Genomic DNA, 19,836 nt, shown 5'->3' with positions numbered 1-19,836 from the left:
CGGAGCCGCGTACTTCTCAGTCGGTGTCGATCTGCCAGGCGACCGTTCCGGTCGCTCCTGCGCCGCCATCGACATCGATACGGAGAGGCTCGCTCCCGGTGAGTCGCTGCTGAGCGACCGCTCCGTCGCAGGGCACCGTGGCCTTCCGCCCGGCGTTCTCGGGCCTGAACACCACCCTCACGTTGCCGCCGCCGACGCAGACCAGCTGGAAGCGGTACGTCCTGTCCGCCTCCAGGAGCGGTTCGGCGTGAATGCCGTCCGCCACCCGTTCCACCCCGGCCTCGACCATGGTTCCGCTGTGGGCTGCGGCGAGTGCGGCCTGGGCCTGTTCGATGAGCTTGTCGTCCGGTGGACCATCAGGACTCACCTTCGCCGACGGTGTCGACGGCGCGGATTCCGCCGCCCCAGAGCTGTCTGCCGACGTACAGCCGCTGATCAGGAGGATCGACGCCGCCGCGACGCACGAAGTGAGCCGTCCCATGGCCCGTGATGAAGTCATGAGGAAGTCTCCCAGTGCTTCCGCCCGGTCTCGCGCGCCGTCGGCGTCGCCGTGCGGTCTTTATGTCGCCGTGCGGTCTTTATATGGGGCGAACGAGGTTCTGGTGGGGTTCTCAGGGAGCACTCAGGAACGTCTCATGGTCGGGCGGCAGGCTCTGAGTCATGACCGAGAGCTTCCGCCGCAGCGGCGAGTACGAGAACCCTTACCAGGGTCAGCAGCAGCACCCCGGGTACGCCGAGGGCGGTACCCAGCAGCAGCCCGCGTACCTCCGGCAGCAGACCCCCGCCCCGGTGAACCCGGAGTGGCCGCCCCCGCCCGCGTACAACCCCTCCACGGGCCCGGCGGCGGCCTCGGCACAAGGCGCTCCGACCGCGCTGCTCACCGAGCCGGTGGCCCAGCCGCACGCGTCGAGAAGGCGTACCCGGGGGCCGATCGCGCTGCTGGCGGCCGTGGCGTTCGTCGCGGCGGCGATCGGCGGCGGGACGGCGTACGGCATCCAGGAGCTGACCGGTACGGACACCGTGGCCTCCAGCTCCACCAGCACCAGCGTGGTGCCGACCAGCCAGAAGGGCACGGTCTCCGGGGTCGCCACGGCGGTCAGCCCGAGCATCGTGGAGATCAGCGCCAGCTCGAACGCGGGCGAGGCCACCGGCTCCGGTGTGATCATCACCAGCGACGGCGAGATCGTCACCAACAACCACGTCATCGCCGGCGCCTCCCAGATCAAGGTGACGACGAGCAACGGAAAGTCCTACACGGCCGAGGTCGTCGGCACCGACAGCAAGAAGGACCTCGCCCTCATCAAGCTGCGGGACGCCTCCGGGCTGAAGGCCGCCACCCTCGGCGACTCGGCCGGCGTCAAGGTCGGCGACCAGGTCGTGGCGATCGGCTCCCCCGAGGGCCTGACCGGCACGGTGACCAGCGGCATCGTCTCCGCGCTCAACCGTGATGTCACGGTCTCGACGGACGAGAGCCAGGGACAGCAGCAGCAACAGCAGGGCGGCGGCAACGGCCAGTGGCCGTTCGAGTTCGGCGGGCAGCAGTTCAACGGCGACACGGGCTCCTCGACGACGACGTACAAGGCGCTCCAGACGGACGCCTCGCTGAACCCGGGCAACTCCGGCGGCGCCCTGATCGACATGAACGGCAACATCATCGGCATCAACTCCGCGATGTACTCCGCCGCGGACGCCTCCTCGTCCAGCGCCGGCAGCGTCGGCCTCGGCTTCGCCATCCCGATCAACACGGTCAAGGCCGACCTGAGCACGCTGCGCGCGGGCGGCTCGGACTGAGGTCCGAGACCCGAGACCCGAGACCCGAGATCCGACCCTCCAGCAAGTCCCCTCCCGTCCCGCTGAGTCCGAGGAGTCCGACATGAACAGGCAGATCGCACAGATTCCGCAGATCTCGCACACCGTCGCCACGGCCGGCGACCCGGCCGGGCTGGGCCTCGCCCTGGCGGTGGCGGCCGAGCTGCACCCGGCGGTGACCCGGGCCCCCGAACTGGCGACCACCGGTGCCACCATCCGCCGCGCGACGGCGGCCCGGCCGCGTCGGCGTACGGTGCGCGGCTGATCCGGTACGGACTACTGCGCGGCCAGGGGACGTGCAAGGCTAGGGCGAAACCGCGCGCGCCCCGTCAGGGGCGCGGGGAACCGCGCGAGAAGCCCCACCGGACCCGCACCGGGCAACGCACGAGAACCCCACGGCGCCCCGGCCCCGTAATCCACCGCTTCCGAGGAACGAAGACCACATGAGCTCCGCCGAAGGCACCCGCGCCCCCGAACCCCAGCGCATCCTCATCGTCGACGACGAGCCGGCGGTGCGCGACGCGCTCAAGCGCAGCCTCGCCTTCGAGGGCTACGGCACCGAGGTCGCCGTCGACGGCGCGGACGCGCTGGAGAAGGCGACCGCGTACCGGCCGGACCTGGTGATCCTCGACGTCCAGATGCCGCGGATGGACGGGCTGACGGCAGCCCGCCGGATCCGCGGCGCGGGCGACACGACCCCGATCCTGATGCTCACGGCCCGCGACACGGTCGGCGACCGGGTCACCGGCCTCGACGCGGGCGCGGACGACTACCTGGTCAAGCCCTTCGAGCTGGACGAGCTCTTCGCCCGCGTCCGCGCGCTGCTGCGCCGCAGCACGTACGCGGCGGCCGCGGCCGACACCGCCGAGGCGGACGAGGCGCTCACCTTCGCGGACCTGCGGATGGACCTGGCGACGCGCGAGGTCACCCGGGGCGGGCGGCCGGTGGAGCTGACGCGTACGGAGTTCACGCTGCTGGAGATGTTCATGGCGCACCCGCGCCAGGTCCTCACGCGTGAGCAGATCCTCAAGGCGGTCTGGGGCTTCGACTTCGAGCCGTCCTCCAACTCCCTGGACGTCTACGTCATGTATCTGCGCCGCAAGACCGAGGCGGGCGGCGAGCCACGGCTCGTGCACACCGTGCGGGGTGTCGGATACGTCCTGCGGCAGGGCGGCGCGGAGTGAGGAAACTCCTGAGCCACTACCGCTCCCTCCCCATCCGGGCCCGGCTGTCGATGCTGGTCGCGGCGGCGGTGGCGTTCGCGGTGGCGGCGGTGTCGGTGACGTGCTGGTTCATCGTGCAGGGGAAGCTGTACGACCAGTTGGACGGCGACCTCGACAAGGCGATGGGCATGCCGGCGCTCGACGACCAGGCCGCCCTGGCGATCGAGACCTGCGCGCAGGAGTCCCAGCAGAACAACCACTTCGGCCAGAACACGTATTTCCAGGTGGTTCTGGAGGACGGCACGGCCTGTGTGGTCGAGTTCTCCGCCGGTACGGTCAAGGTCACCGAGACCGACAAGAACGTCGCCACGGCCTCCGGCCGCACCGAGGAGGCCATCTACCACAACGGCGTCGACACGGACGGCAACGACGTACGGGTCAAGGTCCAGCCGGTGTCCTTCGCCGACCAACGCACGGGGCAGAGGTCCAACGCGGCACTCCTCGTCGCCCTCCCCCTCAAGGGCACCCAGTCCACCCTGAACGACCTCGCCCTCATCCTCCTCCTCGTCTCCGGCATCGGAGTCGTCGGCGCCGGCGCGGCCGGTCTGGCGGTGGCCCGTGCGGGCCTGCGCCCCGTCGACAGGCTCACGGAAGCGGTCGAACACGTGGCGCGCACGGAGGATCTGGGCATCCGTATCCCCGTGGAGGAGGAGAGCGACGACGAGATCGCGCGTCTCTCCCGCTCCTTCAACTCGATGACGGGCGCGCTCGCCAGCTCCCGCGAACTGCAGCAGCAGCTGATCGCGGACGCCGGTCACGAGCTCCGCACCCCCCTCACCTCCCTCCGTACGAACATCGAACTCCTCACCCGCAGCGAGGAGACGGGCCGCCCGATCCCGGCGGAGGACCGCAAGGCACTGCTCGCCTCGGTGAAGGCCCAGATGACCGAACTGGCCTCGCTGATAGGCGACTTGCAGGAGCTGTCGCGCTCGGAGTCGGGCCAGCAGGGGGGCCGCCACCTCCAGACGGTCGACTTCCAGGAGACCGTGGAGGCGGCCCTGCGCCGGGCCCGGCTGCGCGGCCCCGAGCTGACGATCGCGGCGGACCTGGGGCCCTGGTTCGTACGCTCCGAGCCCTCGGCCCTGGAGCGGGCCATCGTCAACATCCTCGACAACGCGGTGAAGTTCAGCCCCGAGGGCGGCACGATCGAGGTCGCCCTGGCCGACGGCGTCCTCACCGTCCGCGACCACGGCCCCGGCATCCCCGCCGACGAACTCCCCCACGTCTTCGACCGCTTCTGGCGCTCCCCCAGCGCGCGGGCCCTCCCCGGCTCCGGCCTGGGCCTGTCCATCGTGGCCCGCACGGTCGAACAGGCGGGCGGCGAGGTGTCCTTGTCCCGCGCGGACGGCGGCGGCACGCTGGCGACGGTACGGATCCCGGGGGCGACCACACCTCCGCCGGAGTGTCCGTAGAGGACGGGAGGGGCCTCCCGAGCCCGCGACGCCGCGGAGATCCATCAGAAGGGCCCTAGTCCCCCGCGTTCACATGCAACACCCCGTCCGCCCCCGTCAGCGTCGCCTCGTCCAGCGGGACGTACCGCAGGTCCTCGGTGGTGGGGTGGGTGCGGGTGCGGGCGGTGGGGGGATCGGGGGCCGGGGTCAGGGTCCAGGCGGGTTCGCGCGGCATGGTGGCCTCGTAGGTGTCCGGGGCCGGGTCCGGGAGGCCCAGTGCCTCGCTGCGGCCCAGGCTGCCCGCGACGAAGACGTACCGCTCGCCGACCAGGGGGCCGAGGACGGCGCCGGCGCCGTACCAGTGGAGGTCCAGGCCGCGCATGCGCATATGGCTGGGGCCGCGCTGGAGGTGGATGTTGTGCGCAACGACCAGGGTCGGACCGCGGCCGGCCTCGGCGGCGCGGATGTCGAGGAGGTTCTCGGCCATGAGGGCGTCCCGGGTGGCGAGCATCCGGGATATCCGGACCGCCTCCGCGGCCGGGCGCGCCAGTTGCGCGTGGTAGCGCAGGAGCCCCAGACCGGCCGTGAGGTGGGTCTTCGCCCGGTACCACTCGGCGCGGGACGTCGCCGCGATCAGCTCCGGCGCGCGGGCGAGCAACTCGGTGAGCATGTCGTCCGCGAGACAGCGGAGCTTCCGTGCCTCCGGAGTGGCGCCGATCGACTCGGCCGCGTCCATGACCGCCTCCGTACGGCTCCACCGCTCCTCGTCGCCCGCGAGGGCCGCGAGTTCCGCCGCGCTCACGGACGTGAGGGCGAGGGCGGGGGGCCCGCCGGCCTCCCGGGACAGATAGACGCGGGCCTGTTCGAGGTAGCGCAGGGGGCCGGGCGCGCTCATGTTCTCCATCTCGGCGTCGATGCCGTGGAGAGCGAGCCGGTCCCGCGGCGGGCGGGTGCGGTTGTACTCGCGCATCCAGGTGATCAGCTGCCGGTTGGGGGCCAGTTCGCCCCGGCCGAACGCGATGCCCGTACGCATCACCTCGTCGGGGTCCCCGGTGCCGTCCTGGACGTGGCCGTTCACGGCGAGCGCGGGGACGCGGTCGGTTTCGAGAGCGATCGAACGGAAGCCGCTCCCCTCGACGAGCCGGGCGAACAACTCGTTGCGGACGTGCCCGAGGGCCGGTTCCAGATGGGTCGGCTCACCGAGGGCCAGCAGATCGCAGGAAGGGGTCACGAGGTCTCGAATGTCCTGACTCATGAGCCTCGATCGTATCCTTGAAGATTCGGTTGAGGGTTGTCGAGACTCATGGGGGATGGGCTGGCATGCGGTCGCGTAAAGTCTCAAAGTGGTGATGAGCACAGCGGTGATGACCACAGCGGTGATGAGCACATGAGCATGTCGGGCATGCGGCCCTCGGACCTCGCCCGTGCGCACGGCCTCTCGGCCCAGGCGGTCCGCAACTACGAGCGCGACGGGTTCCTCCCGGTCGCCGAACGGACGCGCAGCGGCTACCGGATCTACACCGAGGCGCACGCGGCGGCCCTCCGCGCCTTCCTCGCCCTCGTCCCGGCGTACGGCCACGCGACGGCGGGCCGGATCATGCGCGCCCTCCACGAAGACGCCCTCCACGAGGACGGCCTCCACGAAGGCGCCCTCGACCGCGCCCTGACGCTGATCGACCGTGGGCACGGCCAGTTGCTCCGCGACCGGGAGACCCTCGACGCGGTGCGCGACGCGGTGGACCGGCTGACGGCGGACGCCGAGCCGCCGGTGAGGGCGGATCCGCACGGCGGTCCCCTCACCATCGGCGACCTCGCCCACCGTCTCGGCGTCACCCCCGCCACCCTGCGCACCTGGGAGGACACCGGCATCCTCGCCCCCGCCCGGGACCCCCTCACCGGCTACCGCCTCTACCGCCCGGCCGACGTCCGCGACGCCGAACTCGCCCACCTCCTCCGGCGCGGCGGCCACCCCCTGGACCACATCGTCTCCGTGGTGCGCCAGATCCGTACGGCGGGCGGCACCGAGGCCCTCTCCGCCGCGCTGGACGACTGGCGGCGCAAGCTCGCCGCGCGGGGCCTCGCCATGCTCGACGCGGCCTCCCACCTCAGCCGCTACCTCGCCCTGCGTGCCCCGTGCGGGTAGGCCCCCGTGGGCCGGGCGTCGCCTCCCCAGCCCGCCCACACCCCTCTCCAAGACCAGCCACAGTGCCCGCCCTCACCTTGTGGGGATGGTGCGGAAGATTCTGCTGGTCGACGACGACGAGGCCGTACGTGAGGGGATCGGGCGGCTGCTGAGGTTCGAGGGGTACGAGACCGTGCTCGCCGGGAACGGGCTCGTGGCCCTCGACGTGCTGGGGGCGCCCGGCGGTGGGCCGGATCTGGTGCTGATGGACGTCACCATGCCGGGGCTCGACGGGCTGGCCGCGACCCGCCGGATCCGGGCCTCCGGCTGCACCGTGCCGATCATGATGATCACCGGCCGGGACGCGGTCGGCGACCGTATCGTCGCCCTCGACAACGGCGCCGACGACTACCTCGCCAAGCCCTTCGCCCCCGAGGAACTCCTGGCCCGGGTCAGGGCGTTGCTGCGCCGGGGCCGGTCGTCCGCCAGGGCCGTCCCCCGGCTCCCCGTGGACCGGCTCTCCTACGCCGGTGTCGTCATGGACCTCGGCACCCGGGCCGTCACCCGCGCCGAGCGCCCCCTCGCCCTCACCCGCACCGAGTACGCCCTGCTCGAATACCTTCTCCGCCACCCGGTCAAGGTGCACAGCCGCGCCCGTATCTTCCAGGAGGTCTGGGGCTTCGAGCCCGCCCCCGCCTCCAACACCCTCGACGTCTACGTCATGTACCTCCGCCGCAAACTGGAGGGCCGCGGCGAGCCCCGCATCATCCACACGGTCCGGGGCCTCGGGTACGCGCTGAGGGGGACATGAAAAACGAGTCACCCGCGCCCCGTGAGAAACGGGAGGGGCGCGGGGGACTCGGTAGCCGAAGGCCGGAAACCGCTAGTTGATGATCGTGATCCGGTTGGCGGCCGGCGGCGCGATCGGGCTGGTGGCCGAGGAGTTGGCCAGCAGGTACTGCTCGAGAGCGGTGAGGTCGTCCGTGCCGACCAGGTCGTTCGTGCCCTGGCCCAGCGTCGGGTAGCCGTCGCCGCCGCCCGCGAGGAAGCTGTTGGTGGCGACACGGTAGGTGGCGGCCGGGTCGATGGCGACGCCGTTGAGCTTGATGGTGCCGACGACGACGCGGTCCGCGCCGGCCTTCGTGAGGTCCAGCGTGTACGTCAGGCCGGACGACGGCAGCAGCACCTTCGGAGCGGCGGTGTTCGACCCGCTCACCTGCTCCTTGAGGACCTGGATGATCTGGGCACCCGTGAAGTCCTGCAGGTTGACCGTGTTGGAGAACGGCTGGACGGTGAAGCCCTCGGCGTAGGTGACCACGCCGTCGCCCTCGGTGCCCTTGGCCGCGTAGGTGAGCGGCGCGCGCACACCGCCGGGGTTCATCAGCGCGAGGTCGACCTCGGGGTCGAGCGTCTTGCCGTACCAGTACTGCGCGTCGGCGATGAGGTCGCCCATCGGGGTCTCGGTGCCGACGTTGGGCACATCGGCGGATATGTAGCCGATGGTGCGGTTGCCGATGGGGGCGGCGAGGGTGTTCCACTTGCTGATGAGGGCCGTCATGTCGGCGGCCTTCGGGACGGTCCGGGTGACCACGTGGTTCGCGGACTTCACGGCCGTACGGGCGATGTCGCCGGTCTGACGGTCGTACGTCAGCGTCGTGTCCGTGTAGAGACGGCCGAAGGACGCGGCCGAGGTGACCATGCGCGGCTTGCCCGCCGGGTCGTTGATCGTGCAGGCGTACGCGGCGTGCGTGTGGCCGGTGACGACGGCGTCGACCTTCGGCGTGATGTTCTTGGCGATGTCGACGATCGGACCGGAGATGCCGTCACCGGCGCCGGGCGAGTCGCAGTCGTAGTTGTACGACTGGGAGGCGGGGAGGCCGCCCTCGTGGATCAGCGCGACGACCGACTTGACGCCCTGGCTCTCCAGCTCCTTGGCGTACTTGTTGATCGTCTCGACCTCGTCCTTGAACTTGAGGCCCTTGACGCCCTCGGCGGAGACGACGCCCGGGGTGTCCTCCAGCGTCACACCGATGAAGCCGATCTTGACGCCGTTCTTCTTCCACGTCCAGTAGGGCTTCAGGAGCGGCTTGCCGGTCTTCTCCTCGATGACGTTCGCCGCAAGGTACGGGAAGTCGGCGCCCTTGAACTTCTTGCCGTCGACGTAGCAGCCGTCGACCTTGTGGCAGCCGCCCTTCTGCAGGCGGCGCAGTTCCTTGGCGCCCTCGTCGAACTCGTGGTTGCCGACGCTCGTGACGTCGAGGTCGAGACCGTTGAGCGCCTCGATGGTGGGCTCGTCGTGGAACAGGCCCGAGATCAGCGGGGAGGCACCGACCATGTCACCGGCGGCGGCGGTGATCGAGAACTTCGGGTTGGTCTTGCGGGCGTCCCGCAGGTGCGTGGCCAGGTACTCGACACCACCGGCGTTGATCGTGGTGGTCGTACCGTCCGCGTGCTGCTCGGTCACCCGGCCCGAGGAACCGGCCGGCGGCTCCAGGTTGCCGTGCAGGTCGTTGAAGGACAGCAGTTGCACGTCCTGGTAGCGCGGCTTGTTCTTGCCGGGCTTCTGCGACGGCGCCTCACCGGCACTCGCCGGGATCGCGGCGGCCAGCGCCCCGACGGTCGCCAGGCCGGCCGCGGCGGCGAGGATCCGATTGCGACGGCTTCTGCGCCGGCGCTCCTGGGGTGTGGCTGACATGTGCCCCCCTGGGTACATGAGGAGTAAGAGAACGAGAGAAACGTAAGAACAGTCCCCGTCGGCCCGAAGCGTAGGGTCAACGCGCGTAGCGCGACAGGGGGTTCATGGTTACGACCTGGTTGCCATCAAGGAGGACTGATGACGAAAGGGGGCGAACAGCGCGCCCGAAGGGGCGCGGGGCTGTGACATCTGCGGCTCCGCCGCGGGGCGCGACCAGCCACATTCAAGCCGCACCCGCAACGACCACGGAACCGACCGAGCTCATAGGCACCCCTTCCCGGCACCCCCGGTTAACCTCGAACCCATGACCAGCGACGACACCGCCCGACCGAGCGCAGCGGCAGGCGCAGCGGCTCGCAGTATCGAAACCCGCCTGGAACTCACCCCCGACCAGAGGGCCGCCGTCCTCGCCCTCCTCGACGAGGCCGCCCAGGTCGACGGGCAGCAGGCGGTGTCCGAGCAGGGCCGCCTGCAACTCCGCGGCGGCCCCCGCGAAGGCGTGGCCCACCTCCTGCTCACCGTCGGCAACACCCTCGTCGGCTACGCCCAGCTGGAGGACACCGACCCCATCGAGGCGCCCGCCGCCGAGCTGGTGGTGCACCCCTCCCACCGGGGCCACGGCCACGGCCGGGCCCTGGGCTCCGCCCTGCTCGCCGAGTCCGGCAAACGGCTGCGGGTCTGGGCGCACGGCGGTCACTCCGCGGCGCGCCACCTCGCCCAGGTCCTCGGCCTCACCCTGTTCCGGGAACTCCGCCAGATGCGCCGCTCCCTGGCCGATTTCGACCCGCCCGAGCCGGTGCTCCCCGACGGCGTCACCGTGCGCGCCTTCGTCCCCGGCGAGGACGACGCGGCCTGGCTCGCCGCGAACGCGGAGGCGTTCGCCCACCATCCCGAGCAGGGCTCCCTCGCCCAGCGCGACCTGGACGACCGCAAGGCCGAACCCTGGTTCGACCCGGCGGGCTTCTTCCTGGCCCACCGGGGCGAGGAACTGGTCGGCTTCCACTGGACGAAGGCACACGCCGCCGAGCAGCTCGGCGAGGTGTACGTCGTCGGCGTCCGACCCGGCGCCCAGGGCGGCGGCCTCGGCAAGGCCCTCACCACGATCGGCCTGCGCCACCTCGCCGCCCAGGGCCTGCCCACCGCGATGCTCTACGTCGACGCGGACAACAAGGCGGCGGTCACGGTCTACGAACGCCTCGGCTTCGTGACGTACGAGACGGACCTGATGTACCGCAGCGAGACCTGACGCGTCCTGGTTCGTGACGAGCTGGACCCGGGTTTTCCACAGACTGGGGGCGGTGCTGTTGACACCGCCCCCTCTCTTGCACCACCCTTTCACTACTTAATTAGTGAAAGGGTGGTTGTCCCAGTGGTCGAGTACCGCATCGACCGGCGCAGCGGTGTCGCCACCTATGTGCAGATCGTGCAGCAGACCAAACAGGCCCTGCGGCTCGGCCTGTTGGAGCCCGGGGACAAGCTCCCCACGGCCCGCGAGGTCGTGGAGGCCACCGCGATCAACCCGAACACGGTGTTGAAGGCCTACCGCGAGCTGGAGCGCGAAGGCCTGGTCGAGGCCCGCCGCGGCCTCGGCACGTTCGTACGGAAGTCGCTGGGCGCCACGCCCGTCGACTCCCCGCTACGGGCCGAACTGGGCGCGTGGGCCGTGCGGGCCCGTGCGACCGGACTCGAACGGGACGATGTGGAGGCCCTCTTCACCTCCGTCCTGGACGAGCACTTCACGAAGGACCAGCCGGACCGGCTGAACGGGAAAGATCAGGGGGACGAGGCATGACCGGGACCGCTATGGAGGCGGCCGCGCTCGGCAAGAGGTTCGGGTGGCGGCGGGGGAGCTGGGCGCTGCGCGACTGCACGCTGCGGCTGCCGAAGGGACGGGTGTGCGCGGTCGTCGGGCCGAACGGCGCGGGCAAGTCGACGCTCCTGGCCCACGCGGCCGGGCTGCTCGCCCCCACCGAGGGCACGATCGACGTGCTGGGGACGACCCCGGCCGCGGCCCGCGAGCGCGTCGCGTACGTCGCCCAGGACAAGCCCCTGTACCCGCACCTGACCGTCGCCGAGACCCTGCGGCTGGGCCATGAGCTGAACCCCGGGCGCTGGGACGCGGCCGTCGCCGGGCGGGTGGTGGACGAGGGCGGCCTGGACCGCGACGCCAAGATCCGCTCCCTCTCCGGCGGGCAGCGCACCCGCGTCGCACTCGCCTTCGCCCTCGGCAAGCGGCCCGAACTGCTGCTCCTGGACGAGCCGATGGCCGACCTCGACCCGCTCGCCCGGCACCAGCTGATGGGCACGCTGCTCGCGGACGCCGCCGAGCACGGCACCACGGTTGTCATGTCCTCGCACGTGGTGGCCGAACTGGAGGGCTCCTGCGACCACTTGTTCCTGCTGGGCGCCGGGCGCGTACGCCTCGCGGGCCCGCTGGACGAGATCCTCGCCGCGCACACCCTGGTCACCGGCCCGGTCGGCGATCTCGCCCCGCACACGGTCGTCGAGTCCCGCACGACGGGGCGTCAGCTCACCGCGCTGATCCGCCCGCGCGGCCCCGTCGACCCCGGCCTGCGCCCCGCCGAACCCACCCTGGAGGAACTGGTCCTCGCCCATCTGAGGGCACCGCAGGCCCCGGCCCTCACCATCGAGGACACGGACCACGACGGGGACGACGACGCGGACGCGGGTGCCCTCGCGGCCGAGACGAACGGCACCGGGACGCAAGGGGCAGCCGTATGAGCACCACCATCACCGAGACGGTCGGGACCGCCCCCGCCGGGGACCCGGCCCCCGCCCCGGCCATGTCCCCGACCCGGGGCCTGATCCGGGCCACGCTCCGCGTGCACCGGTCCGCGCTGTGGTTCTGGGGACTGCTGGTGGGCCTCACCGCCGCCGGACTGCTGTGGGCCGCCGGACCGTTGGTGGACGCGGCCTGGACCGAGTCCGTGCGGAGGGGCTGCGCGAAGACCGACCACTGCGAGCTGGCCGCCGCGTACGACCAGTACGACATGGTGGTCGACCTCGGCATCGCCCTCCTCGCCGTCACCCCCGCCCTGATCGGCGCCTGGGCGGGCGGCGCCCTGATCGCCCGCGAGCTGGAGAGCGGCACGGCGAGGCTGGCCTGGACCCAGTCCGTCACCCCGGTCCGCTGGCTCGCCGTCAAGCTCGCGCTCCCGGCCGCCCTGATCGTCATGGGGACGGTCCCGCTGACCCTGCTGAACCGCCTGGTGTGGTGGCGGGAGGAGCGGCTGCGGGACGTGTACGGAACCCGGGACTGGTTCGATTCCGCCACCTTCACGGGCCACGGCACCCTCGCCACGGCCTACGCCCTGCTGGGCCTCGCGGTCGGTGTCGTCGCCGGACTGCTGCTGCGCCGCTCGCTCCCCGCCCTCGGCGCCGGCCTGGTGGGCACCGTCGTCCTGGCCGGGGCACTCCAGACCAACCGTCATCTGCTGTGGCCGGCCGACACCCTCGTCTCCAGGACCGCGGAACGGGACTGGACGGGCGAGCTGGTCGACCGCGGCTTCATCACCGCGACCGGAGAGCGCGTCTCGGACCTGAACTGCACGGACGAGTCCTGCGGCAGCACCGACGCCGTCTCCTACTACGCCGACTTCCACCCCTCCTCCCACTTCTGGCCCCTCCAGCTCGTCGAGACCGCCATCGTCCTCACCGCCACGGCCCTGCTGGTGTGGACCGCGTTCCGGGTGCTGCGCCGGCTCACGGGAGGTGCCGGATGAGCGCCATGACCACCCCCGCTCCCACCGGGGCCCCCGCTCCCCGTGGCGGGTCGCGCCTGCGGGGCGAGGTCTGGACCGTGCTGCGCCCGCACCGCGCGGCCCTGCTGGTGTGGGGCGCGTACGTGCTGGCCATGGCGGGCTGGATGCTCTGGCTGCGGGTCGTCGCCCTGGACGGGGTCCGGCGGGAGAGCGCCTCGTGCCAGCGGCAGGGCGGATGCGTCGACATCGAGTCCGCGATGTCGTACGGCACGAGCATGAGCATGATCGGCACGCTCGTCTCCTACCTCTGCTACGGCGTGGCCGCCTGGGCGGGGGCCTCCCTGACCGGCCGCGAGCTGGAGCGGGGCACGGCCCGGCTGGCCTGGACCCAGTCGGTCACCCCGACCCGGTGGCTCGTGGTCAGACTGGCGGTGCCCGCCGCGGTGCTCATCCCCTGCACCACCGTGCTGGTCCTGCTCTACCGCTCCGCCTGGGGAGCGGACCGGAGCGTCATGGGCGACGAGTGGTACTACCCCGACCCGATGGTGAACCGCGGCCCCCTGCTCGTGGCGTACGCCCTGTGCGCGCTGGCGGTGGGCGCCCTGGCGGGCCTCGCCCTGAAGCGGGCGCTGCCGGCGCTCGCCGTGGCCCTCGGCTTCATGGTCTGGTTCCATCTGATGCTCGATGACCTGTTCCCCCGGCTGTGGCCGGCCACGACGCTCACCGGTGCCGACGCCGCCCGGCTGCCGATGAGCGCGGACCAGCTGGACCTGGGCGCGGTCACCGCCTCGGGCGCCCGGGTCGACGACCTGAGCTGCTTCGACGCCGACACCGACCTGGACTACACCAGGTGCACGAGCGGGAAGGGCTTCACCGACCTGTACGCCGAGGTGCACCCGGCCTCCCACTTCTGGCCCCTGCACCTCATGGCCACCACCGTCGTCCTCGCCGTCACCGTCCTCGCCACCGCCGCCGCCTTCTGGTTCCTGCGCCGCCGCACCCGCTGACGGCCGGCCGGCACCCCCATACGGGCACGCCCTTCCTACGGGGGGAGGGGCGTGCCGAACACCTCTCGGGAGGCGCCCGGGGGCGCGTGCCGACGGTGTACGGAAGGTGAACGGCGGGCGATGACGGAACGGCGTGCGCCGGTGCCCGCCCCGTGCTTCCGCGGAACCGGCGGTCCTCCCTGCGCTATCCCGCACGTAAGGTCGCCGTAACCGGCGATTCAGACGACCTTGCGACGCTTCCGCAATGAACCCCGTCGTGCCCGAGCCCTCGCCTCCCCCACGCAACGGCCCAAGCAACGGGAAGAGCGCGGGGAACGGCCCCCGTGCGACCGTCCCCGGCACCCCGCACCACCCCGCCGACGTCGTGGACGTCGTCGCGCGCATCGACGCGGACATCGCCGAGAACGACGCGGTGAACGCCTCCTCGCCCGTCCCGGCACTCCCACCGGCCCTGTCCGACGCGCCGGTGATGCTCGCGGCGCGGAAGAATAGGGCCATGAGCCAGTCCAACGCCCAGGCAGACCAGGTCCAGCACGCACAGCCGACCGTCGGCTCCATAACGGGCCACCGCCCGCACACGGTGTCGGCCGTGGTCTCCGATCTGGAACCCGACATCGACGCCGACCTCGACGGATACGAGGAAGACGAGTACGACGGCGAGAAGCTGCCGCAGGGCCGTTTCCTCGACCGGGAGCGCAGCTGGCTCGCCTTCAACGAACGCGTCCTGGAACTGGCCGAGGACCCGAACACCCCGCTCCTCGAACGGGCGAACTTCCTGGCGATCTTCGCCAGCAACCTGGACGAGTTCTTCATGGTCCGCGTGGCCGGTCTCAAGCGCCGTATCGCCACCGGCGTGGCCACCCGCTCCGCCTCCGGCCTCCAGCCCCGCGAGGTGCTGGAGATGATCTGGGCCCGCTCCCGTGAGCTGATGGCCCGGCACGCCGCCTGCTTCCACGAGGACGTCGCCCCGGCCCTGGCCGAGGAGGGCGTGCACCTGGTCCGCTGGAGCGAGCTGGCCGAGAAGGAGCAGGCCCGCCTCTTCACGCTCTTCCGCCACCAGATCTTCCCGGTGCTGACCCCGCTGGCCGTCGACCCGGCGCACCCCTTCCCGTACATCTCGGGCCTCTCCCTGAACCTGGCCGTCCGCGTGCAGAACCCGGTGACGGGCACCTCGCACTTCGCCCGGGTCAAGGTCCCGCCGCTGCTCTCCCGCTTCCTGGAGGCCTCCCCGGGCCGGTACGTCCCGCTGGAGGACGTGATCGGCGCCCACCTGGAGGAGCTGTTCCCGGGCATGGAGGTGCTGGAGCACCACGCCTTCCGGGTCACCCGCAACGAGGACCTGGAGGTCGAGGAGGACGACGCCGAGAACCTCCTCCAGGCCCTGGAGAAGGAGCTGATGCGGCGCCGCTTCGGGCCTCCGGTGCGCCTGGAGGTCGAGGAGAACATCAACCAGGAGGTCCTGGACCTGCTGGTGCGCGAGCTGAAGATCAAGGAGTCCGAGGTCTACCCGCTGACCGGGCCCCTGGACCTCACCGGCCTCTTCCGCATCGCCTCCCTGGACCGGCCGGAGCTGAAGTACCGCAAGTTCGTCGCCGGCGTCCACCGCGACCTCGCCGAGGTCGAGTCGGCGTCCGCGCCGGACATCTTCGCCGCCCTGCGCAGCCGGGACGTGCTGCTGCACCACCCCTACGACTCGTTCTCGACGTCGGTGCAGGCGTTCCTGGAGCAGGCGGCCGAGGACCCGGACGTCCTCGCGATCAAGCAGACCCTGTACCGGACGTCCGGCGACTCCCCCATAGTCAACGCGCTCATCGACGCCGCCGAGGCCGGCAAGCAGGTCCTCGTCCTGGTCGAGATCAAGGCACGCTTCGACGAGCACGCCAACATCAAGTGGGCCCGCAAGCTGGAGGAGGCCGGCTGCCATGTCGTCTACGGCCTGGTCGGTCTGAAGACGCACTGCAAGCTGTCCCTGGTGGTCCGCCAGGAGGGCGACACCCTCCGCCGCTACAGCCACGTCGGCACGGGCAACTACCACCCGAAGACGGCCCGGCTCTACGAGGACCTCGGCGTGCTCACCTCGGACCCGCAGGTCGGCGCGGACCTCTCCGACCTCTTCAACCGGCTCTCCGGCTACTCGCGCCGCGAGACCTACCGCCGGCTGCTCGTCGCGCCCAAGTCCCTGCGCGACGGACTGATCGCCCGCGTCAACAAGGAGGTCCAGCACCACCGTGCCGGACGTCCCGCGTACGTCCGTATCAAGGTCAACTCGATCGTGGACGAGGCGCTCATCGACGCCCTGTACCGGGCCTCGCAGGCGGGTGTGCCGGTCGACGTGTGGGTGCGCGGCATATGCGCCATCCGCCCGGGTGTCCCCGGCCTGTCGGAGAACGTCCGGGTCCGCTCCGTCCTCGGCCGCTTCCTCGAACACTCGCGGATCTTCGGCTTCGGCAACGGCGGCGAGCCCGAGGTGTGGTTCGGCAGCGCCGACATGATGCACCGCAACCTCGACCGCCGGATCGAGGCCCTGATCCGGATCACCGACCCGGCCCACCGGGCGGCGCTCAACCGCCTGCTGGAGACCGGTATGTCCGACACGACCTCCTCCTGGCACCTCGGCCCCGACGGCGAGTGGATCCGGCACGCCACCGACGCGGACGGCCAGCCCCTGCGCAACGTCCAGGAGATGCTCATTGACGCCCGGAGGCGCCGGCGTGGCACAGCGACACCTTGACCCCACGGACCCCACGGCCGTACCCGCCGATGCCGTCGCCGGCTATCTGCGGGCCCAGGCCACGGAGTTCCTCCGCGCGCTGCGCACCCACCGGGAGACCGGTGGGGGCGCGGCCGGCGGAGCCGAGGAGTCCACCGACGCGGCCCTGGCCCTGCGCCGCTCGGCCCGCCGCATCAGCGGCACCCTGCACACCTTCCGCCCGCTCCTGGACACGGACTGGTCGGAGTCCCTCCGCCCCGAACTGGCCTGGCTGTCGGGCACCCTGGGCCGCGAACACGCCTACGCGGCCCGCCTGGACCGCCTGGTCACGGCCCTGAACCGCCTCTCGGGAGCGACACCCTTCCCGGCCCAGACGCCGATGCCGGCCCGCTCCACCGCATCCGCCCCCGCGAGCAGCCGCGCCACGGCCGCCGCGGGTGCCCCCGGGGGCACCCGCTCCCCCGCCGGCCCGGCCGCCCGCCCCGCGGCGGCCCCGGACCGCGGCAACCTCACCGTCGGCGCGGCGAAGGCGGGCGCCCTCCTCGACCGCCAGCTCACCCTCGCCCGCACCCGGGCCCACTCGGCGGCCCTGCAGGCCCTCGGCTCGTCCCGCTTCCACGCCGTCGCCGACAACGTCGCCGTCCTCGCCAGCGAGGTCCCCCTCACCGCCACCGCCCCCACCGCCGACCTGCGCCCCCTCGCCGCCGCGGCCCACGACCGCCTCCGCGACGCGGTCACCGGCCTCCCCCTGCACACGGCCGGCCACCCCTACAACGCCGAGGCCCTCATCCACGGCCTCTCCCCGGACACCGCGCCCCACCCCCAGGACGCCCCCTGGCACCAGGTACGCCTCCTCCTGCGCCTGCACCGCTACGCCCTGGAGGTCCTGTATCCCGAGGCCGTCCCCGTCGACGTACGCCTCCTCACGGCCGGCGAGGCCCTCAACCGCCACCGCGACGCCTCCGAGGCGGCCTCCGCCGCCGCTGCCGCCGCCCGCACCCCGCGGATCGCCCCGGCCACGGCCTACGCCCTCGGTGTCCTGCACGCCGACCAGCGCCACGAAGTGGAGGCATCCCGGTTCGCGTTCCAGCAGTCCTGGCAGAAGGAGGCGGTGAGCACGTCGTGACCGAGAACACCGACGAGACCGTCCAGGCGGCGGGCTGCGTCCTGTGGCGCCGCTCGCCCGACGGCGCGGGCCTGGAGATCTGCCTGGTCCACCGGCCGAAGTACGACGACTGGTCGCATCCCAAGGGGAAACTGAAGCGCGACGAGGACGCCCTCACCGGCGCGCTGCGCGAGGTCGAGGAGGAGACCGGCCACCGCTGTACGCCGGGCCCCCGGCTGCCCACGACCCACTACTTCGTCAACGGCCGCGCCAAGCAGGTGAGTTACTGGGCGGCCGAGGCCACCGACGGCCACTTCACGCCCAACCGCGAGGTGGACCGCGTCCTCTGGCTGCCCCCCGCCACCGCCCGCGACCGCCTCACCCAGCCCCGCGACCGCGAACTGATCGACGACTTCCTGGCGACCCTGCGCCACGCATAGCCCTCACCCGGCAGCCGTGTGCCCCTCCGCGTCCGTCCGCGCCAGGCTCCGCGCCCGTCTGGCCGGACCGCGCCACCCGCAGCTGCATCTCGCCACACAGAACCGCCCCTGCTCGACCGTGCTCGTGCGGTGCTGCTGCGGGGGTATCGGCTCGTCGTGATGCGCCACACCCACAACGTTACCCAGGGCAAGCACCGCGACCCTGATCGGGGAAGCCCCGTCTTGACGGCAGGGCGAAGCCCGCCCTTCAAGGGGCGCGGGGCTATGCCGATATGCGGCTCCGCCGCGTGGGCGCGAGAAGCCCCACCGGCCCGCACCCGCCACTCGACCGACCGCCCCGAGCTCCCAGGCGCCCCCCAGCGTGACAACCACCCCCGGCCGTCGTTATCCGAAACGACCACAGCAACCCGGCACAACCCAGCGGCAGCGGATCGGCAGGCGATGGTGACGCGGCGGCACAGCAGGACGAGCGCGGCCCTCGTCGCGGCGGGACTCATCGCCGGCGCGGCCGGCGTCAACGGCTGCACCGGCCCCGGCACCGACGACGACTCCCTCCCCACCGACCCCGTCGACCTGATGCACCGCGCCGCCCCCACCCTCGTCCGCGCGGGCAGCTCCAAGGCCCGTACGGAGATGGAGATGGCCACCGGCGGCACCCGGGTGACCATCCACGGCGAGGGCGTCTACGACTACGGCCGCCGCCTCGGCCGGCTCAAGGTGCTCCTCCCGCACGACCCCGCCGGCCGCAGCGAGCACCGCCCGATCACCGAACTCCTCGCCCCCGGCGCCCTGTTCATGAAGAACCGGGGCGCGGGCGTCCCCGCCGACAAATGGGTGCGCGTCGACACGGGCACCCTCTCCGACGGCAATCTGGTCACCGGCGGCGCCACCGACCCGTTCGCGGCGGCCGAGGTGCTGCGCGGGGCGCGTACGGCGCAGTACATCGGCGAGAGCGAGGTCGACGGCGTCCGGGTCCGGCACTACCGCGGCACCGCCGATCTCACGACCGCCTCGCGCGCGGCCTCCGAGGGCAACCGGGCCGCCCTGCGCGCCGCGGCCCGGGGATTCGCCACCGCCCGCGTCCCCTTCGACGCCTACCTCGACGACGAGGGCCGCATCCGCAAGGTCCGCCACCGCTTCAGCTTCGTCAACGGCGGCCAGGAGGACACCGTCGCCGTCGCCTCGACGACCCTGCTCTACGACTTCGGCGTCCCCGTCGCCGTACGGCTGCCGCGGCCCGGCGACATCTACGCCGGAAAGATCGCCGAGGGGTAGCCACGGCCGGCCCGGGGAGTACCGGGCCGGAAATGGTCCGTTGGTGCCATGCGCGGGCTGTGGGCCGCTGCCTACCCTAGGACAGGCCTAGGAGTCGGTGACGGTGGAGAAGAGGTGATGCGCGTGGCTCCGGCAGGCGGTACGGCGGTTCAGGATCACGTGGCCCTCGCCGAGATCGAGCTCTGCGGCGACCTCATCATCGCGGCCTCGACCACCGACGGCGACCGCCTCAGCCCCGACCGCATCGACGAGGTGCTCCGCGTCTGGGAAGAGCACGCCCACGAGGACGAACCGCCCCGCTAGGGCCTGTCGGGGGGCCGCGCCGGGAGCCGTGTCC

The 19,836-nt window shown here is 72.1% G+C and carries 20 protein-coding genes; 16 read left to right on the top strand and 4 right to left on the bottom strand.

All coding sequences use genetic code 11. From position 1 onward, the window contains the following. Nucleotides 1–16: 16 nt before the first annotated feature. On the bottom strand, nt 17–367 hold the full coding sequence (locus tag J8M51_RS40660; protein WP_256966275.1) for a hypothetical protein: 351 nt from the start codon (nt 365–367) through the stop codon (nt 17–19). A 293-nt stretch (nt 368–660) separates the two neighbouring features. On the opposite strand from J8M51_RS40660, the gene J8M51_RS40655 reads away from it, so the two are divergent. The 4 genes from J8M51_RS40655 to J8M51_RS40640 all read left to right on the top strand — a co-directional run bounded on the left by J8M51_RS40655 (nt 661) and on the right by J8M51_RS40640 (nt 4,444). Beyond that, nucleotides 661–1,791, top strand: coding sequence for a S1C family serine protease (locus tag J8M51_RS40655; RefSeq protein ID WP_267299954.1), 1,131 nt, complete (start codon nt 661–663; stop codon nt 1,789–1,791). An 82-nt stretch (nt 1,792–1,873) separates the two neighbouring features. Next, nucleotides 1,874–2,074, top strand: a complete 201-nt coding sequence (locus tag J8M51_RS40650) for a hypothetical protein (RefSeq protein WP_267299953.1) — start codon at nt 1,874–1,876, stop codon at nt 2,072–2,074. A gap of 178 nt (nt 2,075–2,252) precedes the next feature. Further along, nucleotides 2,253–2,993 (top strand): response regulator transcription factor, encoded by a 741-nt coding sequence (locus J8M51_RS40645; protein ID WP_216590544.1) that lies wholly within the window; start codon nt 2,253–2,255, stop codon nt 2,991–2,993. Next, on the top strand, nt 2,990–4,444 hold the full coding sequence (locus tag J8M51_RS40640; protein ID WP_216590545.1) for a HAMP domain-containing sensor histidine kinase: 1,455 nt from the start codon (nt 2,990–2,992) through the stop codon (nt 4,442–4,444). The genes J8M51_RS40645 and J8M51_RS40640 overlap by 4 nt, the downstream gene beginning before the upstream one ends. Nucleotides 4,445–4,499: 55 nt before the next feature. Here the strand turns inward: J8M51_RS40640 and J8M51_RS40635 are convergent, their stop codons facing one another. Continuing rightward, on the bottom strand, nt 4,500–5,678 hold the full coding sequence (locus tag J8M51_RS40635) for an erythromycin esterase family protein (protein ID WP_267299952.1): 1,179 nt from the start codon (nt 5,676–5,678) through the stop codon (nt 4,500–4,502). Nucleotides 5,679–5,816: 138 nt separating this feature from the next. Here J8M51_RS40635 and J8M51_RS40630 point away from each other — a divergent pair, with 138 nt between their 5' ends. Both J8M51_RS40630 and J8M51_RS40625 read left to right on the top strand, forming a co-directional pair. Further along, nucleotides 5,817–6,566, top strand: coding sequence for a TioE family transcriptional regulator (locus J8M51_RS40630; protein ID WP_086760229.1), 750 nt, complete (start codon nt 5,817–5,819; stop codon nt 6,564–6,566). An 85-nt stretch (nt 6,567–6,651) separates the two neighbouring features. Next, nucleotides 6,652–7,356 carry a response regulator transcription factor gene (locus tag J8M51_RS40625; protein WP_086760227.1) on the top strand — a complete coding sequence of 235 codons (705 nt, stop codon included), beginning with the start codon at nt 6,652–6,654 and terminating at the stop codon, nt 7,354–7,356. A 72-nt stretch (nt 7,357–7,428) separates the two neighbouring features. On the opposite strand, the gene J8M51_RS40620 is transcribed toward J8M51_RS40625, so the two are convergent. After that, complete coding sequence (locus J8M51_RS40620) at nt 7,429–9,240, bottom strand: bifunctional metallophosphatase/5'-nucleotidase (RefSeq protein ID WP_086760225.1); 1,812 nt, start codon at nt 9,238–9,240, stop codon at nt 7,429–7,431. Nucleotides 9,241–9,544: 304 nt separating this feature from the next. Between J8M51_RS40620 and mshD the strand changes: the two genes are divergently transcribed. The 8 genes from mshD (at nt 9,545) to J8M51_RS40580 (ending at nt 18,224) form a co-directional block, all read left to right on the top strand. Next, nucleotides 9,545–10,486 carry a mycothiol synthase gene (mshD, locus tag J8M51_RS40615; protein WP_086760223.1) on the top strand — a complete coding sequence of 314 codons (942 nt, stop codon included), beginning with the start codon at nt 9,545–9,547 and terminating at the stop codon, nt 10,484–10,486. Between the two features lie 123 nt (nt 10,487–10,609). After that, the gene (locus J8M51_RS40610) at nt 10,610–11,032 is read left to right on the top strand and encodes a GntR family transcriptional regulator (protein ID WP_086760221.1); all 423 of its coding nucleotides are present in this window, start codon (nt 10,610–10,612) and stop codon (nt 11,030–11,032) included. Further along, nucleotides 11,029–11,982, top strand: a complete 954-nt coding sequence (locus J8M51_RS40605; protein WP_256965817.1) for an ABC transporter ATP-binding protein — start codon at nt 11,029–11,031, stop codon at nt 11,980–11,982. Before J8M51_RS40610 ends, J8M51_RS40605 begins: the two co-directional genes overlap by 4 nt. Further along, a complete protein-coding gene (locus J8M51_RS40600) occupies nt 11,979–12,983 on the top strand; it encodes an ABC transporter permease (protein ID WP_086760219.1) in 1,005 nt (334 codons plus the stop codon). The genes J8M51_RS40605 and J8M51_RS40600 overlap by 4 nt, the downstream gene beginning before the upstream one ends. Next, entirely contained in the window at nt 12,980–13,969 is a 990-nt protein-coding gene (locus J8M51_RS40595; RefSeq protein ID WP_256965816.1) for an ABC transporter permease, read from the top strand. Before J8M51_RS40600 ends, J8M51_RS40595 begins: the two co-directional genes overlap by 4 nt. Nucleotides 13,970–14,465: 496 nt before the next feature. Next, entirely contained in the window at nt 14,466–16,700 is a 2,235-nt protein-coding gene (locus J8M51_RS40590; protein ID WP_179203315.1) for an RNA degradosome polyphosphate kinase, read from the top strand. After that, on the top strand, nt 16,681–17,805 hold the full coding sequence (locus tag J8M51_RS40585; RefSeq protein WP_267299951.1) for a CHAD domain-containing protein: 1,125 nt from the start codon (nt 16,681–16,683) through the stop codon (nt 17,803–17,805). Before J8M51_RS40590 ends, J8M51_RS40585 begins: the two co-directional genes overlap by 20 nt. Then, on the top strand, nt 17,802–18,224 hold the full coding sequence (locus J8M51_RS40580) for an NUDIX hydrolase (protein WP_086764929.1): 423 nt from the start codon (nt 17,802–17,804) through the stop codon (nt 18,222–18,224). The genes J8M51_RS40585 and J8M51_RS40580 overlap by 4 nt, the downstream gene beginning before the upstream one ends. A 3-nt stretch (nt 18,225–18,227) precedes the next feature. On the opposite strand, the gene J8M51_RS46385 is transcribed toward J8M51_RS40580, so the two are convergent. Further along, entirely contained in the window at nt 18,228–18,410 is a 183-nt protein-coding gene (locus J8M51_RS46385; RefSeq protein ID WP_086764931.1) for a hypothetical protein, read from the bottom strand. Between the two features lie 255 nt (nt 18,411–18,665). Here J8M51_RS46385 and J8M51_RS40575 point away from each other — a divergent pair, with 255 nt between their 5' ends. Together J8M51_RS40575 and J8M51_RS40570 are read left to right on the top strand one after the other, a co-directional pair. After that, nucleotides 18,666–19,499 (top strand): hypothetical protein, encoded by an 834-nt coding sequence (locus J8M51_RS40575; RefSeq protein ID WP_216591829.1) that lies wholly within the window; start codon nt 18,666–18,668, stop codon nt 19,497–19,499. A 117-nt stretch (nt 19,500–19,616) separates the two neighbouring features. After that, nucleotides 19,617–19,802 (top strand): hypothetical protein, encoded by a 186-nt coding sequence (locus J8M51_RS40570; RefSeq protein ID WP_086758274.1) that lies wholly within the window; start codon nt 19,617–19,619, stop codon nt 19,800–19,802. The last annotated feature ends 34 nt before the right edge of the window (nt 19,803–19,836 follow it).

This window comes from Streptomyces griseiscabiei, assembly GCF_020010925.1.
Lineage (GTDB): Bacteria > Actinomycetota > Actinomycetes > Streptomycetales > Streptomycetaceae > Streptomyces > Streptomyces griseiscabiei.
This window is presented reverse-complemented; position numbering and strand designations above follow the sequence as displayed.

Excerpts from the sequence above, each read along its gene's own strand:
- J8M51_RS40655 (WP_267299954.1), top strand. The coding sequence starts at position 661 with ATGACCGAGAGCTTCCGCCGCAGCGGCGAGTACGAGAACCCTTACCAG.
- J8M51_RS40650 (WP_267299953.1), top strand. The coding sequence starts at position 1,874 with ATGAACAGGCAGATCGCACAGATTCCGCAGATCTCGCACACCGTCGCC.
- J8M51_RS40645 (WP_216590544.1), top strand. The coding sequence starts at position 2,253 with ATGAGCTCCGCCGAAGGCACCCGCGCCCCCGAACCCCAGCGCATCCTC.
- J8M51_RS40635 (WP_267299952.1), bottom strand. The coding sequence starts at position 5,678 with ATGAGTCAGGACATTCGAGACCTCGTGACCCCTTCCTGCGATCTGCTG.
- J8M51_RS40630 (WP_086760229.1), top strand. The coding sequence starts at position 5,817 with ATGTCGGGCATGCGGCCCTCGGACCTCGCCCGTGCGCACGGCCTCTCG.
- J8M51_RS40625 (WP_086760227.1), top strand. The coding sequence starts at position 6,652 with ATGGTGCGGAAGATTCTGCTGGTCGACGACGACGAGGCCGTACGTGAG.
- J8M51_RS40620 (WP_086760225.1), bottom strand. The coding sequence starts at position 9,240 with ATGTCAGCCACACCCCAGGAGCGCCGGCGCAGAAGCCGTCGCAATCGG.
- mshD (WP_086760223.1), top strand. The coding sequence starts at position 9,545 with ATGACCAGCGACGACACCGCCCGACCGAGCGCAGCGGCAGGCGCAGCG.
- J8M51_RS40605 (WP_256965817.1), top strand. The coding sequence starts at position 11,029 with ATGACCGGGACCGCTATGGAGGCGGCCGCGCTCGGCAAGAGGTTCGGG.
- J8M51_RS40600 (WP_086760219.1), top strand. The coding sequence starts at position 11,979 with ATGAGCACCACCATCACCGAGACGGTCGGGACCGCCCCCGCCGGGGAC.
- J8M51_RS40595 (WP_256965816.1), top strand. The coding sequence starts at position 12,980 with ATGAGCGCCATGACCACCCCCGCTCCCACCGGGGCCCCCGCTCCCCGT.
- J8M51_RS40590 (WP_179203315.1), top strand. The coding sequence starts at position 14,466 with ATGAGCCAGTCCAACGCCCAGGCAGACCAGGTCCAGCACGCACAGCCG.
- J8M51_RS40575 (WP_216591829.1), top strand. The coding sequence starts at position 18,666 with ATGGTGACGCGGCGGCACAGCAGGACGAGCGCGGCCCTCGTCGCGGCG.
- J8M51_RS40570 (WP_086758274.1), top strand. The coding sequence starts at position 19,617 with ATGCGCGTGGCTCCGGCAGGCGGTACGGCGGTTCAGGATCACGTGGCC.